The sequence below is a fragment of the Hymenobacter artigasi genome, assembly GCF_012275535.1.
Taxonomy (GTDB): domain Bacteria; phylum Bacteroidota; class Bacteroidia; order Cytophagales; family Hymenobacteraceae; genus Hymenobacter; species Hymenobacter artigasi.
The window spans coordinates 46942-63002 of record NZ_JAAVTK010000012.1 but is presented as its reverse complement, the minus strand read 5'-3'; the positions used below and the strand labels follow the sequence as shown (position 1 = coordinate 63002).

The window sequence follows — 16061 nt, the reverse complement described above, 5'->3', positions numbered from 1 at the left end:
GCTGATTTCAGGGCAAAAAGAACGTCATGCTGAGCGTAGCCGAAGCATGACGTTCTGGAAAATAACCCTCAAAAAACCCTCCCCTAACCTTGTACGACTTCGCTGCTTTTTCTCAGCCCGAAACCTGGGTGAGCCTGCTGACCCTCACGCTGATGGAAATCGTGCTGGGCATCGATAACATCATCTTCATCTCCATACTTGTAGGGCGGCTGCCGGTGGCGCTGCAGGCGCGGGGCCGCGTCATCGGGCTGGGGCTGGCGCTGGTGTTCCGGGTGCTGCTGCTGCTGAGCATTTCGTGGGTGGTGGGGCTGCGCACGGCGCTGTTCACGCTGCCGCTGAGCACGCCGTGGCCGGTGAGCGGGCGCGACCTGATTCTGCTGGGTGGTGGCCTGTTTCTGATGTACAAGAGCACCACCGAAATCCACACCAGGCTGCAGGGCGAGGAAGAAGCCAGCGCCAGTACCACGGGCCGGGCCACACTGCTGCGCGTGGTGCTGCAAATCGGCGTCATCGACCTGGTGTTCAGCTTCGATTCCGTGCTCACGGCCGTGGGCCTGGTCGATAACGTGCTGGTGATGATTCTGGCCGTGATGGGGGCCATGGGCCTCATGCTGGCCTTCAGCGGCGTGGTGGCCGACTTCGTGAACAAGAACCCCACCATCAAGATGCTGGCTCTCTCTTTCCTCATCATGATTGGCCTGCTGCTGGTGATGGAGGCCGCGCACCAGGAAATCGAAAAAGGCTACCTCTACTTCGCCATGGGCTTCTCGCTACTGGTGGAGCTGCTCAATATGCGCCTGCGCACAAAGGCCCCGCCCGTGCAGCTGCGCGACCCGCAGTTCGACTAAGCCAGCGCCAGGTTGCCCACGCTCCCCCAACGCAAATTCTCCTGTTTACCAAGGGGTTTAGGAAGCAAAAGCCAGAAAAATGGGCGCAACTTATTGTTGAACTACCCCAGGTTGCGGAAGAGCCGCCGCGTCGTGACAGGTTTGTAGAACAAGAAGGCAAGCCGCGTAGCGGTGACCGAATCGCCCCGTTTTTCGGTCGCCGCTACGCGGCTTTCCCTCCTTTGTCAACCGCCCTGCTACAAACCTTTCGCCGCTACGCGGCTGTTGAGGTCCTTCCCAACTTGGATTAGCTGGAACTCGCCCCGCTGCTTTAGTTCAGGCGAAAATTCTGCAGGTTTTTGGGCACCAATGGATGCCGGGACGAAAGCAACGCATGCTGAATAGCTAGTGTGAAAACCAGCAGCATGGCGATGGTGACATTGCTAAGCAGCTGCGAGTTGCCTTCCGTTACTTGGGAGCTTTGCGAAAGCTGCTGGCCCACCCGCTGCTGAATCTGGTTGAGCTGGCTCAGCCCGGCGTGTAGCTGCTGAATTTGCCGAGCCGCTTCGGCTACCTGCCCAGCTGTTGGTGGCGCATCCGTGGCCAGCAGCTGCGCTTCGAGGGCGTTGTAGCGGTTCAGCCGCACCTGGAATGCCTGTAGCACCTCCTTTTCCTGCCTTACCAGATAGGTGGCCTGGTGCTGCTTGATGATGGCGGCCAGCTGCTGATTGTAGCCGGCCAACAGCTTGAGGGTCCGGCGGCGCTCCATCGCCGGCGCGGCCTCATACGTTGTCAACAGCTGCTGCTTGGTGTAGAGCAGGTTATTGAGCTCGAACAAGCCCGTGGCAGGCAGGAGCCGGTCCTGGTACAGCGATGAAAGCGAGGTGGTGACGTTATTCATCAGCCGCCTTTCGACCATGCTACTGCCCAAAATGACGAGCATTACCAGCAGAAACAGCCCAATGGGCCTGGCCTTATCGTGAATCCGGGACAGCATATTCATGGCGCAGGTACAAAGTGGCTACAACTTCGGGTAGGCTCAACTACCTGAAAATAAGAATAAAAAACGGGATTCAGGCGCCGGGATGCTTTTCTCATCGTCAGCTCCGGCACGCTGTGCTAGAGCGGCCCGCTATCAGCCAGCCACTGCCGGGCGGCAGCCAGGTGCGGGGCCGAAAATTCAATTCCCCCAAATACGAATTCCACGCCGCACCCTACCTGCTGCTCGCAGTGCCGCGCAGCCTCAATTTCCCGCAGCACGGCTTGTAGATAGGCACAATCGACCGGGTCGGGCGCAGGGAAATGCGCGTGTAGCACCGCCGGCACCTGCGCCACGGCTACCTGCGTGAACCGATAAGCCAGCCACTCGGCAAAATCGGCCGCGTAGGCCGGCCGCGTCAGGTCCGACGGTGGCTTTGGCGGCCGCTGGGCCGCGTGCTGCTGCCGTGCTTCCAAAGTGTCCGGTTTATTCATGTTAATGAATATAACGAATGTGCCCAAATCCGGGGCCGTTGCTCCGGTCAGACCGCCCCAGGCGGTCTGACCGGCCGAAGTAAGCACGGTTTCGCCCGGTCATTAAGAAACCGGCCAAAGTGCCTTGGCACAACTACCTGTCCGACATGATAAAGGTCATGGCTAGGCTTGCGTTTAATCATAGCGCCGCCGCCGCCCGCCCCCGAACCTTTGCAGCATTCCCCCCATGCTTGCCCGGTAAATTGCTCAGCGCCGGCACTTCCTTTCGAATTCCTATGCACCCTCCCCTAAAATGTGGCAGCCTGCTCGATGGCGCCCACACGGCTATTGGCCCGCAAAAAGGCCTGGTCCTGCTGAAAAAAGACAGCCAGAACATCATTTTCAAAACGCTTGAGGCGGGCGAAAATATGCCCACGCACCACCACGATGGAGGCGATGTTTTAGTGGTAGTGCTTGTGGGCGAGCTAACCATCACGCAGGAAGAAACCAGCGTGGAAGTGCAGGCCGGCGACTACGTCATCTTCCCGGCCGGGGCCCCGCATTCGCTGGCCTGCCGGCAAGCCGCCCGCATCGTGATTTACCGCTAGGGGGTAGTGAACCTGCTTCCTGTATCCAAACCGCGCCCTGCACCACGCCTAGCGGCTCCTTCAGCCTTCGCTTCTTATGAGAAACTTCCCTTTCAGGCGTTGTAGCTGGCTGCTGCTGGCCCTGCTGCTTGGCTCGCCGGCCGTCCTGCGGGCGCAGGCCACCACCCCGGCCGAAGGCCCGATGCTCACGCAGCCGGCCGTGCTGGGCATGATAGCCCTGCTGCTCATCATTGTGCTGGGGGCGGCGGTCCTGCTGGTGGGCCGGGTGGCTTCGCTGATTCGCGGCACCCAAAAGCCCTCTACCGAAAACGAAGCCGGGCGCTTCGACGAAACCGTTACCAACCTGACCGACCCGCAGCTGGCCGCCATTCTGGCGCGGCAGCAGGGCCGGGAGTTTGCGCTGGGCGGGGCCGAGCTGAGCGGGGCCAGTCCCGCCCACGACACCCAGGGCCTGGTGCAGCACGTGGCCCTGAACGTGCATTCGCAATGGTTTCACGAGAAGCGGCGTACCGCCCCCTTCACCGACCTCGACCCGAAGCTGACCATGCTGATATCGGCGTTTTTGCTGTGCGCGGCCTTCTGGCTGGTGCTCGGCACCACGGTGGGCTGGTACGCGGGCGTCAAGTTTGTGAGCCCCGATGTGGACCACGTGGCGGCGCTCTCCTTTGGGCGGCTGCGGCCCATTCACACCAACATGGTGTTCTGGGGCTGGACGTCGCTGGCCATGATTGGGCTGGGCTATTTCGTGGTGCCCCGCACCAACAATACGCCATTATTCAGCCTGAAGTGGGGCTGGTGGTCGCTGGGGCTGATAAACGCCAGCGTCATCCTCGGCACGGTCTGTCTGATGGCGGGCATCAACAACGGCGGCGGCGAGTACCGCGAGTATATCTGGCCGGTGGCGCTGCTGTTTGCCCTGGGCGTTATCGTGGCATTCGCCAATTTCTACCAGACCGTGGCCCACCGCACCACCGAGGAGTTTTACATTTCGAACTGGTACATTCTGGGGGCCACCATCTGGGGCATTGTGCTCACGGTCATCGCCTACCTGCCGTGGTATCAGAACGGGTTGGGCGAAACCATCACACAGGGCTACTACATGCACATGGGCGTGGGCATGTGGTTCATGACCTTCACGCTGGGGCTGATGTACTACTTCCTGCCCATGTCGCTGAACAAGCCCATCTACTCCTACTCGCTGGGCGTGCTGGCCTTCTGGACGCAGCTGCTGTTCTACTCCCTTATTGGCACGCACCACTACATTTTCAGCCCCCTGCCGTGGTGGCTGCAAACGGTGGCCATCGTGTTCAGCGTGGGCATGATTATTCCGGTGCTGGCTGGCACCATCAACTTCCTGATGACTTTCCGGGGCAGCCGCAAGCGCGTGGGCGACTCCTACTCGCTGCCCTTCCTGCTGATGGGGGTGCTGTTCTATTTCGTGGGCTCGTTTCAGGGCTCGCTGCAGGCCCTGCGCTACACCAACCTGGTCTGGCACTTCACCGATTTCAACGTGGCCCACTCCCACATCACCATGTACGGCATCGTGTCGTTCATGCTCTGGGGCTGCATCTACACGCTGGCCCCGAAGCTGCGCGGCCGCGAGCCCCGGCAGGCCCTGGTGGGCGTGCACTTCTGGTTTGCGCTGGTGGGGCTGCTGGCCTACGTGATGGCCCTCATGATTGGCGGCACCCTGAAGGGCATGAGCTGGATGGCCGGCGAGCCCTTCATGAAATCGGTGGTATTGATGGCGCCTTACTGGCTGTGGCGGGCCATTGGTGGCACATTCATGCTGCTGGCCCACTTCGTGTTTTTCTATAATCTCGTCGATATGCTGCTGGGTGGCAAGGCCGCGCCGCAAGCGCCACTAACGCAAGCTCCTGTCAAACAAGCTATTTCCCAAGCGCATGATGTCCTGGAACGTATATAGCAACCACCGCCTGTTCGTGGGCATCGTGTTTGGGGTCTTTGTCTTTCTGAGCGTGCTCATTGCCGTGCAACCGGCGGCCCGCATTCAGAACGACAACGCCCCGCTGCCCACCGCCGTAGCCCTGACTGATGAGCAGCAGGCCGGCCTGCGCGTGTTCATCGGCGAGGGTTGCGTGGCCTGCCACACCCAGCAGGTACGCAACATTGAGATGGACAAGGCCTGGGGCGGCCGCCCGGCCGTGGCGGCCGACTACGCCTGGCGCCAGCGCCTGGACGTGTGGCGGGCCACGCCCTCCACCCTCGGCTCGGAGCGCACCGGCCCCGACCTGACCGAAGTAGGCGAGCGCCAGCCCAGCGACCTGTGGCACCTGCTGCACCTCTACCAGCCCCGCAGCGTGGTGAAGGAGTCCATTATGCCCGCCTTCCCGTGGCTGTTTCGCGATAGCGTGGCCGGCACGCCCGCCGGACTGGCGCTGCACATTCCGGCGGCCTACCGCGAGCCGGGCGGCCACACGGTGGTACCCACCCGCCGCGCCCAGCAGCTGGTCGCTTATCTAATGTCGTTGAAGCAAGCCGAGCTGCCCACTGGGGAGGCGGCACCCGCTTTCCTGTATGTGCAGCCCCCTAAGGCCGCCGTGGCCGCCGGGCTGGTGGCCGATGACGCGGGCCTTGCCCTCGATGGCAACGCCCTGTACGCCAGCAATTGCCAGGCCTGCCACCAAGCCAGCGGCGAGGGCCTGAAGGGAGCCTTTCCGCCCCTGAAAGGCAGCCCGGTGGTAAACAATACCGATGCTACGCTAATGGTCAACATCATTTTGCAGGGCTACGACGCGCGCGCCGAGTACGGCGTGATGCCGCCCTTCGCCACCCGGCTCACCGATGCGGAAATCGCGGCCATCGTCAGCCACGAGCGTAGCAGCTGGGGCAACACCGGTAAGCCCGTCACGGCCGATTTCGTGAAGAAGCTGCGGGCGCTGGTCAAGCCCGTCGCGGCGCTTTAACCTGCTAACAACCACCGGCAACGACGGGCGGGGGCAAGCCCCGCCCCCCTACTCCTTTTTTCTTCGTGATGACCCTAACACTCTGCTGATGAAAAAGAACCTGTTTGCGCTCCTGGCTGCCCTGCTAACTGCGCTGCCGGCCCTGGCGTGCCCGCTGTGTGCGAAAAACCAGCCCAAAGGCTTTGCCAACATCACCCACGGCGCCGGGCCGGGCGGGCCCTTCGATTACGTGATGCTCTACGGGTCGATTGTCGTGGTGGTCCTCACCATGGGGCTTTTTGTGCGCTTCCTGCTGCGGCCCGAGGGCCACCGGAATCAGGCGCGGCGCAAGCACCTTTCCTTCACCTAAGCTTTCCGCCTCATGCCCACCGCCGACAATTCCCCCACGGGGCCCGATAACCCCCTGCCGGTTTCCCATCCGGAACAGCAGGTGCTGCTCTTCCTCGACGACAACCCCGTGCCGTTCGCCAGCTACGCGCCGCCGGTCAAGTTCGACCTCGACACTACCAAGCTGGTAGACGGCCCGCACGAGCTGCGCGTGGTGGCCCGCTCCTCCAACGGGCAGGAAGGCGTGCAGCACATCCCGTTTGTGGTGCGCAACGGCCCGGCCATCACCGTGTTGGGCCTGCGCGACCACGACACGGTGTCGGACATCGTGCCCCTCACCGTATCGGCCTACGGCAGCGAGCGCACCGATTCGTTCGTCATCACGGCCTCGGAAACGCCGCAGGGCGTGCCGGCCTGGGTGTGGGCCAGCGTGCTGGTATTTATTGGCTGGGGCGCTTATTACCTGCTCACGGCCCTGGCCCAGCCCACCGGCTAGTCGTGGGCTTCCCTACCCTCCAAGCTACTTTTGGCCTGATGGAAACTTCCGCAGAAATCGTAAAAACCGACATTCTTACGCCCGACGACATTCGCCGGCTCATCGATGAGTTCTACGCCGAGGTGCGCCGCGATGACTTGCTCGGGCCCGTCTTTGCCGCCCGCATTCCCGCCGGCCACTGGCCCGAGCATTTGGACACGATGACGCGCTTCTGGACGGCCGCCCTGCTCGGCCAGGCCGCCGGCTACCGCGGTAATCCCGGGGCCAAGCACCTGTACCTGCCCATCGAAAAAGCTCATTTCACGCGTTGGCTGGCCCTGTTCGGCCAAACCGTGGACGCCCTGTTCGCGGGCGAGAACGTCGCCGAAATGAAGGTGCGGACCCTGAGAATGGGCGAGATGTTTCAGGCCAAAATTGCTTCGGCCCGCGCCAATGGCGGCCTGTCTGTACTGTAAAAACCGTACTATTGGTGTGGTAGCGGCTACTATCAGAAAGCGCCACGCGTGCTCGGCGGCCCGCACCGCTTAGCACTACTTAATTCCTGCCTTTTTCCGCGTTTGCTATGAACCCCATGACCACTGTTTCCGAGGTATTGAACCACCTGAAAAAGGAAGGCTACACCGTTGATTTCAATTTGCAGGATAACTGCCTGATTTGCCACGGCAACGCGCTGCAGCTGTCCCCGGACGAGTTTCAGGTGGACCGCCACTACCGGTTTGAAGGCATGTCGGACCCCGGCGATGAGGCCGTGGTGTACGCTATTTCTTCGCCCCAGCACGGCTTGAAAGGCACCCTGGTGAATGGCTACGGCATTTCGAGCGAGGCCATGGGGGCCGCCATGGTGCAGGCCCTGAGCACAGGCCCGACCTCACCCGCCGCCGGCAAGTAACCCGCGCTGTGCTCGAACAGCCGCGTTTTTTAAGGTTGCTGAGGCTAACCCGCCCGCCGGGTACAGTTCTTTCCGAATCGGCCGGCCCAAGGGAAAAAGCCGGTTGCCGCTCCCGCCTCCCTCATTCCCGCCCGCATGATTCCGCATTCATTGCCGCCGAAAAAGCCGTTCATTACCCCGACGACCGGCGGTCGTTCCTGGCCTGGGGCCAATACCTGCGCGGTGGGCCTGCCCACCGGCCTCTAGCTGGCCACCGCCGCCACGGCGGGCCGCGACCCGGCCGGTTTCTTGTGGTGGGCCAACTTGAGCCACTGGGTCAACTGTTTTTTCTGGTACTGCTCACTCGCAGCGGCTTGTCTATCCTGCCCGACCACCCGCGCCTGTACTGGAACAACGGCTGCACCCCCACCGAATGGGCCCGCTTCACCCCTATAAGAATGAATTGCTTACGCGGTCGTGATGCTTGGGCTACGCTCAGCAGGACTGGCTACATGGAATATGGTGACATCTGCGCCACTACTTGCGAAACATCTTCAAACAACCGAGCTCTATAACGGACAAACTTGTCCGTTATCAATTTTGCGCTTACCTTTGTGCTATCATGGCAATGTTCTCCAAGGCGTGCGAGTATGGTATTCGGGCTTCAATTTACATCGGGCAGCAGTCGGCCGACCAGGGCCGGCGGGTGGGCCTGCGCGACATTGCCACGGAAATAGGCTCGCCGGAAGCCTTCACGGCCAAGGTGCTGCAGCTGTTGGTGCGCGCCGGCCTGGTTACCTCCGTGAAGGGCCCCACCGGCGGCTTTGAACTGACGGCCGAGCAGCTGCGCACGGTCACGCTGCGTGAGATTGTGGTGGCCATTGATGGCGGCGAGATGCTGCAGGGCTGTGCCCTGGGGCTGCGGCAGTGCTCGGCCCGGCAGCCCTGCCCCATGCACTACCAGTTTCTGCCCATCCGCGACCAGCTCAACGAGCTGCTGCGCACCCACACCATCGGCGAGCTGGCCGGCAAGGTGCACGATGGCCTGGGCTTTTTAAAGCAATTCAGCTAACCCCTTTTTTTACCCAAATACCGGACAAATATATCCGGTAATCAACCCTTTATTATTATGAATACTGAGCAGAAAGCCCTCGTGACGGCCACCGTAAGCACTTTGCGGGCGCATGGCGTAGCCCTGACCACCCACTTCTACCGCCGCCTGTTCGAGCACAACCCCGAGCTGAAGAACGTTTTCAACATGGGCAACCAGCAGAACGGCAAGCAGCAAACGGCCCTGGCCCTGGCCGTACTGGCCTACGCCGAGAACATTGAAGACCCCTCGGTGCTGGTGCACGCCGTGACCAAAATCGGCCATAAGCACGTCAGCCTCGACATTCGGCCCGAGCACTACGCCATTGTGGGCCGGCACCTGATTGCCAGCATCGGCGAGGTGCTGGGCGAGGCGGCCACGCCCGCCCTGCTCGAGGCCTGGGCCACCGCCTACGGCGAGCTGGCCGCCCTGATGAGCGGCCTGGAAAGCGGCCTCTACCAGCACGCGGCCAATCAGGAAGGCGGCTGGACCGGCTGGCGGCCCTTCACGGTGAAGCAGAAAGTGGCCGAATCCGACGAAATCACCTCTTTCTACCTCTACCCCACCGATGGCGGCCGGGTGGCCGGTTTCCAGCCCGGCCAGTACGTGAGTCTGCGCCTGTTTCTGCCCGCGCTCAACCTGTTTCAGCCCCGGCAGTACAGCCTTTCCAGCGCCCCCAACGGGGAATACTACCGTATTTCGGTGAAGAAGGAAGCCGGCAACCCGCAACACCCGAACGGCATGATTAGCAACCATCTGCACGACTTCGTAGCCGAAGGCGGCATCGTGGAGCTGGCCGCCCCGGCCGGCGATTTCACCCTGGCCACCAACAAGCCCACGCCCGTGGTGCTGGTGAGCGGTGGTGTGGGCCAGACCCCGCTGCTGAGCATGCTCGAACACCTCGTGGGTACCGACAGCCGCCGCGAAGTGGTGTGGGTGCACGGCAGCCGCAACCCGCAGATGCACGCCTTCCGCGAGCCGGTGGCGGCGCTGGCCGCCCGCCACGCGCAGGTGCAGCAGCACATTTTTTATGACACGCTGGCCACCGGCCCCGGGCAGGCCGGCCACTACGCCGGCATCGTGGATTTGAACAGCCTGAACGGTGGCACCCTGCTGCCCGCCGGAGCCGACTATTACATCTGCGGCCCCGCGCCTTTTATCCGCAAGCAGGTGCAGGACCTGGCCGCGCTGGGCGTGCCCCGCGAAGCCATTCACTTTGAGGAGTTCGGCCCGGCCACGCTGAGCGTGTAGGCCAGCGCCAGCCCGGGGGCAGACCTGCTTCGGCCTGTCAGCCTGCCAGCCCGGACCAGGGAGGAAACTCCCCGGCCCGGGCTTTTGCGTGGGCGGTATTCGCCGGCATTTGGCACGGTGCGTATAGCCGGGGCAGGCTTGCAGGCAGGCTTTTGCGGTGCTTTTTACCTTTGCCCTATGAAACATTCTTCGCTGGCGCAGGCCGGTATTCCCATTGCTCCGTCGCTGGAGCCCACGTTGGCCGACGATGACGTGCAGCCGCGTATTGCGCCCGACAAGCGGCGCCTGATTCGCATTTCGCTGCTGGCCGTGCTGGTGGCCGTTACCATCAGCCTGGTGGCCCGCCTGCTGGTGTACCTGATTAACCTGGTCACCAACCTGGTTTTTCACGGTGATGCCTCCATCGCCTACCACAGCCCGGCCGATAACCAGCTGGGCCTGTGGGTAATTCTGATGCCCGCGCTGGGTGGTCTGGTCGTCAGCCTGATGGCCATTTACGGCTCCAAGGCCATTCGGGGCCACGGCATTCCCGAGGCCATGGAGCAGATTCTGACCAACCAGAGCCGCATCAAGCCCTCCATTATGTACCTCAAGCCGCTGTCGGCGGCCATTTCCATCGGCACGGGCGGGCCGTTTGGGGCCGAGGGGCCGATTATCGCCACCGGCGGGGCGCTGGGCTCCACGCTGGGGCAGCTCATCCGCATCACCCACCACGAGCGCAAGGTGCTGCTGGCGGCGGGTGCTACGGCGGGTATGTCGGCCATTTTCGGCACGCCCATCGCGGCGGTTTTTCTGGCGATTGAGCTGCTGCTGTTTGAGTTCTCGCCGCGCTCCTTGCTGCCGGTAGCGCTGGCGTGCATCACCGGGGCGGCGGGCCACCACGTACTGTTCGAGCAAGGACCCGTGTTTGAGATGCCGGCGCTGGCGGCCCCCAGCAACGCGGCCCTGGCCACGTACAGCGCCATCGGCGTGCTGATTGGGCTGCTGTCGGTGGGCGTGACCAAGCTGGTGTATTTTGTTGAGGACAGCTTCGAGAAACTGCCCATTCACTGGGCGTGGTGGCCGGCGCTGGGCGGGCTGGCGGTGGGCGGCATCGGGTATTTCGCGCCGCGCACCCTGGGTGTGGGCTACGAGAATATCACCAGCGTACTGTCGGGCACGGCCCCACTTAGCTTACTGCTGGCCCTTTGTTTCCTGAAGTTTGCCTCGTGGGCTATTTCGCTGGGTAGCGGCACCTCGGGCGGCACGCTGGCCCCGTTGCTCACCATTGGGGGGGCGGCTGGCGCGTTGCTGGGCCTGGCCATTCGCCACTTCTTTCCGGCTTCGGATATCGCGCTGCCGCTGGCGGCGCTGGTGGGCATGGCCGCCATGTTTGCCGGAGCTTCGCGGGCGCTGCTCACCTCCATCGTGTTTGCAGTGGAAAGCACGGGCCAGGCGCAGGCGTTGCTGCCGCTGCTGGGCGCCTGCACGGGCGCTTACCTAGTGTCGTTTCTGCTGATGGGCAATACCATTATGACCGAGAAAATAGCCCGCCGGGGCGTGAAAACGCCGGTGGACTACGAGCCAAACGCCCTGGACGCAACGCCGGTGAGCCAGGTGCTGCAAAACAGCGTGGTAGCCATCAGCACCGACAACAGCATCCACGATGTGCGCGAATGGACCAGCCGCGAGCCCGCGCAGGTGGGCGCGCACCTCATCGTGCTCAACCCCGCTGGCGACTTCGCCGGCCTGGTGAGCACCGTGGCGCTGGCCAGCTACACGGCCGACGCGCAGGCCCCCATCAGCGCCCTGCTGCAGCCGCGCACTTCAGCCCTGCTACTCACCGACACGCTCCGCACGGCCGTAGAATACATGGCCCGCGAAAGCGTGGACGCGCTGCCCGTGGTAGCCCCTGGCCCGAAACCGGTGGTGATGGGCGTTATCTCCTACCGCGACATTCTGGCCGCCTACAAAACCCGGCTGGAAGACCACGGCCCCATCGCGCCCAACATCCTGCTCAAGCGCAAGGGCTTGCGGGTGCTCTCGCGCGGCAAAACCCTCTTTCAAAAGGAAAAGCCCGAAGCGGAATAGGTACCCGTATTTTGGCAGGAGCTTCGGCCCGAAGAACAGGCGTATGGCCGGCTGTTTTCGGGCCGAAATTGTTTTTGGCGGGCCTGCACCTGGTCGTTGGCCGGGCGGTAGGGGCGTAAATGGCAATGAAGCAGTGCGCAGTTTTGCGGTAACGCCTCCCGAATAGCCTATAATGCCCATCGCCTTGCAGCGTGGCTCGCGGCAGCGGGCCGGGCAGCAGGCCAAAGCGCCCGCCGGGAGCATCCACGATGATAGTTTGGGTCTCGAAGGGTAAACATATAATATATGATATTATGCTATTTAGACCTTTTATAAAAAACTTTACCCTTATTTGGAATAATTCCAAATAAGGGTAATACCTTTGAGGCATCGTTTACTGCTCCTTCTGCTAAACCTGTTTCTTATGACGTTTAAGTTCGTTCCCGCCGCGCTGGTTGCCCTCGCTTTTGGTATCACTTCCTGCGACAAGAATGACACCGATTCGGCCCCGGCTCTGCGCGCTAAGCTGGATGCCAGCACGCTGACGGCTACCTCGAAGTACACCGAATCGTTCAAAGATGCCAGCGGGCAGTCCACGGTGGATTTGACGACCGCGAACCAGCGCCTCGACATGTTTTCGGAGCTGAACGCCTACATGGCCCTGGTGGCGGCGGCGGCCCCGGCCACGCCGGCTACCCTGGACGCGGCCAAGCTGCGCGGCTACTATACCAATACCGGCAACTACTTCACCGGCACCGGCCTGAACAGCTCGGGCCTGTCGCTGCGCGCTACCACTGCGGCCTCGTTCCCGGCCACCAACGCCGAAACGGTGCGCGTCTACCTCGACCAGCAGCTGACCAAGCTGGCCACCACCAGCCAGTCGGTGAACAGCGTGGCCACGCCCGGCAGCGCCGGCCGCCTGGGCCGCTATCTCGTGGACGAGAAAGGCATTGAAGTGAACCAGGTGATTCAGAAGGCCCTGATTGGCGCCCTGCTACTTGACCAGATTGATAACGTGCTGCTCACCGACAACGCCCTAAAAGCAAACAACAGCAAGGTAGTGGACGGCAAAGCCTACTCCGAGTTGGAGCACAACTGGGACCTGGCCTACGGCTACCTGACCTCCAACGCCATCATGACCACGGACATCAACCTGACGCCCCGCGAGCGGTTTCTGGCCGGTTACCTGAACGAGAAAAACGGCGCGGCTTCGCCCGGCGTGTACCTGGCCTTTTTGAAGGGCCGCGCGGCCATTGTTAACAACGACGCGGCCGGCGTGAAAACCCAGGCCGACATTATCCGCACGGAGCTGGAAAAGACCATTGCCCTGTCGGCAGTGTCCTACCTGAGCAGCTGGAAATCGGCCTCCACGCTGGACGTGAAAGCCCACGCGCTGGGCGAAGGGCTCGGCTTTATCTACTCGCTGCGCTTCAGCACCAAGTACGGAGCCGATGCCGCTTTCTCCGATAACCTGCTCGCGGGCCTGACTTCCGGTACCAACGGCACCTGGAGCCTGACCAACGCGCAGGCCGATGTGGCCATCAACGCCATCAAGTCGAAGTTCAGCATTCAATAGCTTTTGGCCCGCGCCAGCCGCGGACCCAAGCCCACGCACCGGGCCGCTGCGGCGGCGGGGTGCGTGGGCCTTTGCCACCAAAAATCGATTCCGATGAAAAAGACTGTTTTGTTTGCCCTGTTGCTGCTGCTCACCACGGTGGGCATCTTCAGCTGCCAGAAAAGCACCGGTTCCGATGCGCCGGCCCCGGCGGATACGTCCCTGGACCGCAAGGCCCTGCTCACGCAGTGGGCCGACAGCCTGGTGAAGCCTGGCTACCAGCGCTTCAACGACAAGCTGAGCGCCCTCAAAACCAAAACCACGGCCTTCACGGCGGCCCCTACTACGGCCAGCTTGCTGGATGCGCGCCAGGCCTGGCAGGCGGCCTACCTGGAGTGGCAGAAAGTTGAGCTGTTTGAGTTCGGCCCCGCCGAATCGGTGAGCCTGCGCAACCACTTCAACATCTACCCGGCCGACGTGACCGGCATCAACCGCAACATCACGACCGGCACCTACGACTTTGAGGTAGCCACTGCTATTCCCCAGCAGGGCTTCCCCACGCTGGACTACCTGCTGAACGGCCTGGCAACCAGCGACGCGGCCATCGTGCAGCAGTACGTGGCGTCGGCCAACCACCGCCGCTACCTCACCGACGTGGTGGCCAAGATGGACCAGACTTTCGGTACGGTGTACGGCCAGTGGATAGGCTCCTACCGCGACACGTTCATTAACAATGCCGGCACCGATGCCAGCTCCTCGCTCTCGCGGGTTATCAACGCCTACTCGCTGTACTTTGAGCGCTACCTGCGCGCCGGCAAAGTGGGCATTCCGGCCGGCACCATGAGCGGCACGCCCCGGCCCGAGAAAATTGAGGCGTATTACCTGAAGGGGGCCCTGCCGCTGCAGCTGGCCACGACGGCCCACACCACGGTGCAGCAGTTTTTCAATGGCCGCACGGGTCGGCCTTCGCTCAAAAGCTACCTCGATGCGCTGGGCGCCAAGGACAGCCGCACGGGCCAGGGCCTGGCCAGCATCATCAACACGCAGTTTGGCGTGTCGGCGCAGCAGCTCAGCTCCCTGGGCCCCGACCTGTACACGACCATCACGGCCCGCAACGCCGATGCCGTGACTTCTTATAACGAGATGCAAAAGGCCGTGCGCCTGATTAAGGTGGACATGACCTCGGCGCTGGGCATCACGGTGACCTACGTCGACAACGACGGCGACTAATGCGGGCGGGGCTGCGGCACTACTTTCAGGGCTACACCTCTGCTGCTCCACTGGCCACGTTCCGCGTGGCCTTTGGCCTTTTGGTGCTGGCCAGTGTGGGGCGCTTCTGGGCCAAGGGGTGGATTGCGGAGCTTTACCTGAAGCCCCGTTTTTTCTTTTCCTACTACGGGTCTGAATGGATAAAGCCCCTGGGGCCCGCTACTTACGGCCTGTTTGGGCTGTGTGCGCTGTGCGCCCTGCTGGTGGCGCTGGGCTGGTGGTACCGCACGGCGGCCGTGGGCTTGTTTCTGAGCTTCACCTACATCGAGCTCATGGACAAGAGCACCTACCTCAACCACTACTACTTCGTTAGTCTGGCAGCCTTCCTACTCATGCTGCTTCCGGCCGGCCGGTATTTTTCGGTGGATGCGTACCGCGACCCGGCGCGCCACCGCCACCAGGTGCCCCGCTGGACGGTGGACGCCCTGCGCCTGCTCGTGGGCATTGTGTACTGCTACGCCGGCCTAGCCAAGCTCAACTCCGACTGGCTGCTGCAGGCCATGCCGCTGCGCATCTGGCTGCCGGCCAAAAACGACTTGTGGCTCATCGGCCCGTTGTTCAATTACCCCTGGGTTGCTTATGTGTTCAGCTGGTTTGGGGCATTCTACGATTTAACGGTCGTGTTTTTCCTGCTCTACCGCCCCACCCGGCCCTGGGCCTATGCCACGGTGGTAGTGTTTCATGGGCTCACGGCCGTGCTGTTTCCCATCGGCATGTTTCCCTATGTGATGATAGTGGCCGCCCTGGTGTATTTCCCGGCCAGTGCCCACGAGCAGGTGCTGGCCCGGCTGCGCAGCTGGTGGGGCCGGAGCCCCGTGGCAGCTCCTGCCGAGCGGCCGCTGGTGTATGCCCCGCGCACCCGGCAGGCGCTGCTGTTGGTACTGGGCGTGTTTTTCGCGGTGCAGCTGCTCCTGCCGTTTCGCTACCTGCTCTACCCGCACGAACTGTTCTGGACGGAGGAAGGCTACCGCTTTTCGTGGCGGGTAATGCTGATGGAGAAGATGGGTCAGGTGCAGTTTAAGGTAGTAGATGGCCGGACCGGCCGGGCCCAGTTGGTGAACAACGACGAGCACCTGAGCGTGCTGCAGGAAAAGATGATGAGCACCCAGCCCGATATGCTGGTGCAGTTTGCCCACTACCTGCGTGGCTATTACGCCCGGCGCGGCGTACACGACCCCAAAGTATATGCCGATGCCTACGTGAGCCTGAACGGGCGCCTGGGCAAGAGCTTCATTGACCCCACCGTGGACCTGGCACAGGCAGCTGACGACCTGCGGCCCAAGGCCTGGATTTTACCCTTTGACGATGAGATTTCCGGTTTGTAGTGTCGTATTGGCGGTGA

16 protein-coding genes are annotated in these 16061 nt (G+C 62.4%); 14 read left to right on the top strand and 2 right to left on the bottom strand.

Annotated features, from left to right (window positions below; genetic code table 11):
- Positions 1-89 precede the first annotated feature (89 nt).
- Positions 90-848, top strand: a complete 759-nt coding sequence (locus HBN54_RS17475; protein ID WP_235955581.1) for a TerC family protein — start codon at positions 90-92, stop codon at positions 846-848.
- 310 nt (positions 849-1158) lie between these two features.
- On the opposite strand, the gene HBN54_RS17470 is transcribed toward HBN54_RS17475, so the two are convergent.
- Positions 1159-1830, bottom strand: a complete 672-nt coding sequence (locus HBN54_RS17470; protein ID WP_168674516.1) for an MCP four helix bundle domain-containing protein — start codon at positions 1828-1830, stop codon at positions 1159-1161.
- 116 nt (positions 1831-1946) lie between these two features.
- Positions 1947-2300 carry a hypothetical protein gene (locus HBN54_RS17465; protein WP_168674515.1) on the bottom strand — a complete coding sequence of 118 codons (354 nt, stop codon included), beginning with the start codon at positions 2298-2300 and terminating at the stop codon, positions 1947-1949.
- A gap of 275 nt (positions 2301-2575) precedes the next feature.
- On the opposite strand from HBN54_RS17465, the gene HBN54_RS17460 reads away from it, so the two are divergent.
- The 13 genes from HBN54_RS17460 (at position 2576) to HBN54_RS17400 (ending at position 16044) form a co-directional block, all read left to right on the top strand.
- Positions 2576-2887 carry a cupin domain-containing protein gene (locus tag HBN54_RS17460; RefSeq protein ID WP_168674514.1) on the top strand — a complete coding sequence of 104 codons (312 nt, stop codon included), beginning with the start codon at positions 2576-2578 and terminating at the stop codon, positions 2885-2887.
- A 76-nt stretch (positions 2888-2963) separates the two neighbouring features.
- A complete protein-coding gene (locus tag HBN54_RS17455) occupies positions 2964-4814 on the top strand; it encodes a cbb3-type cytochrome c oxidase subunit I (RefSeq protein WP_210428099.1) in 1851 nt (616 codons plus the stop codon).
- Positions 4792-5814, top strand: coding sequence for a cbb3-type cytochrome c oxidase subunit II (locus HBN54_RS17450; protein ID WP_168674513.1), 1023 nt, complete (start codon positions 4792-4794; stop codon positions 5812-5814). The genes HBN54_RS17455 and HBN54_RS17450 overlap by 23 nt, the downstream gene beginning before the upstream one ends.
- A gap of 88 nt (positions 5815-5902) precedes the next feature.
- Entirely contained in the window at positions 5903-6163 is a 261-nt protein-coding gene (locus HBN54_RS17445) for a hypothetical protein (RefSeq protein WP_168674512.1), read from the top strand.
- Between the two features lie 12 nt (positions 6164-6175).
- Complete coding sequence (locus HBN54_RS17440) at positions 6176-6637, top strand: cytochrome C (protein ID WP_235955580.1); 462 nt, start codon at positions 6176-6178, stop codon at positions 6635-6637.
- 38 nt (positions 6638-6675) lie between these two features.
- Positions 6676-7092 carry a group III truncated hemoglobin gene (locus HBN54_RS17435; protein ID WP_210428098.1) on the top strand — a complete coding sequence of 139 codons (417 nt, stop codon included), beginning with the start codon at positions 6676-6678 and terminating at the stop codon, positions 7090-7092.
- Between the two features lie 116 nt (positions 7093-7208).
- Entirely contained in the window at positions 7209-7526 is a 318-nt protein-coding gene (locus HBN54_RS17430; protein ID WP_168674511.1) for a phosphoribosylpyrophosphate synthetase, read from the top strand.
- 601 nt (positions 7527-8127) lie between these two features.
- Positions 8128-8577, top strand: coding sequence for an RrF2 family transcriptional regulator (locus HBN54_RS17425; protein ID WP_317170243.1), 450 nt, complete (start codon positions 8128-8130; stop codon positions 8575-8577).
- 57 nt (positions 8578-8634) lie between these two features.
- The gene (gene hmpA, locus HBN54_RS17420; protein ID WP_168674510.1) at positions 8635-9846 is read left to right on the top strand and encodes an NO-inducible flavohemoprotein; all 1212 of its coding nucleotides are present in this window, start codon (positions 8635-8637) and stop codon (positions 9844-9846) included.
- A 177-nt stretch (positions 9847-10023) separates the two neighbouring features.
- Positions 10024-11916: a chloride channel protein gene (locus HBN54_RS17415; RefSeq protein WP_168674509.1), complete on the top strand. Its 1893-nt coding sequence runs from the start codon at positions 10024-10026 to the stop codon at positions 11914-11916.
- Between the two features lie 403 nt (positions 11917-12319).
- Complete coding sequence (locus HBN54_RS17410; RefSeq protein WP_168674508.1) at positions 12320-13471, top strand: DUF4856 domain-containing protein; 1152 nt, start codon at positions 12320-12322, stop codon at positions 13469-13471.
- Between the two features lie 93 nt (positions 13472-13564).
- Complete coding sequence (locus HBN54_RS17405; protein ID WP_168674507.1) at positions 13565-14680, top strand: imelysin family protein; 1116 nt, start codon at positions 13565-13567, stop codon at positions 14678-14680.
- The gene (locus HBN54_RS17400) at positions 14680-16044 is read left to right on the top strand and encodes an HTTM domain-containing protein (protein ID WP_168674506.1); all 1365 of its coding nucleotides are present in this window, start codon (positions 14680-14682) and stop codon (positions 16042-16044) included. Before HBN54_RS17405 ends, HBN54_RS17400 begins: the two co-directional genes overlap by 1 nt.
- Positions 16045-16061: the final 17 nt, after the last annotated feature.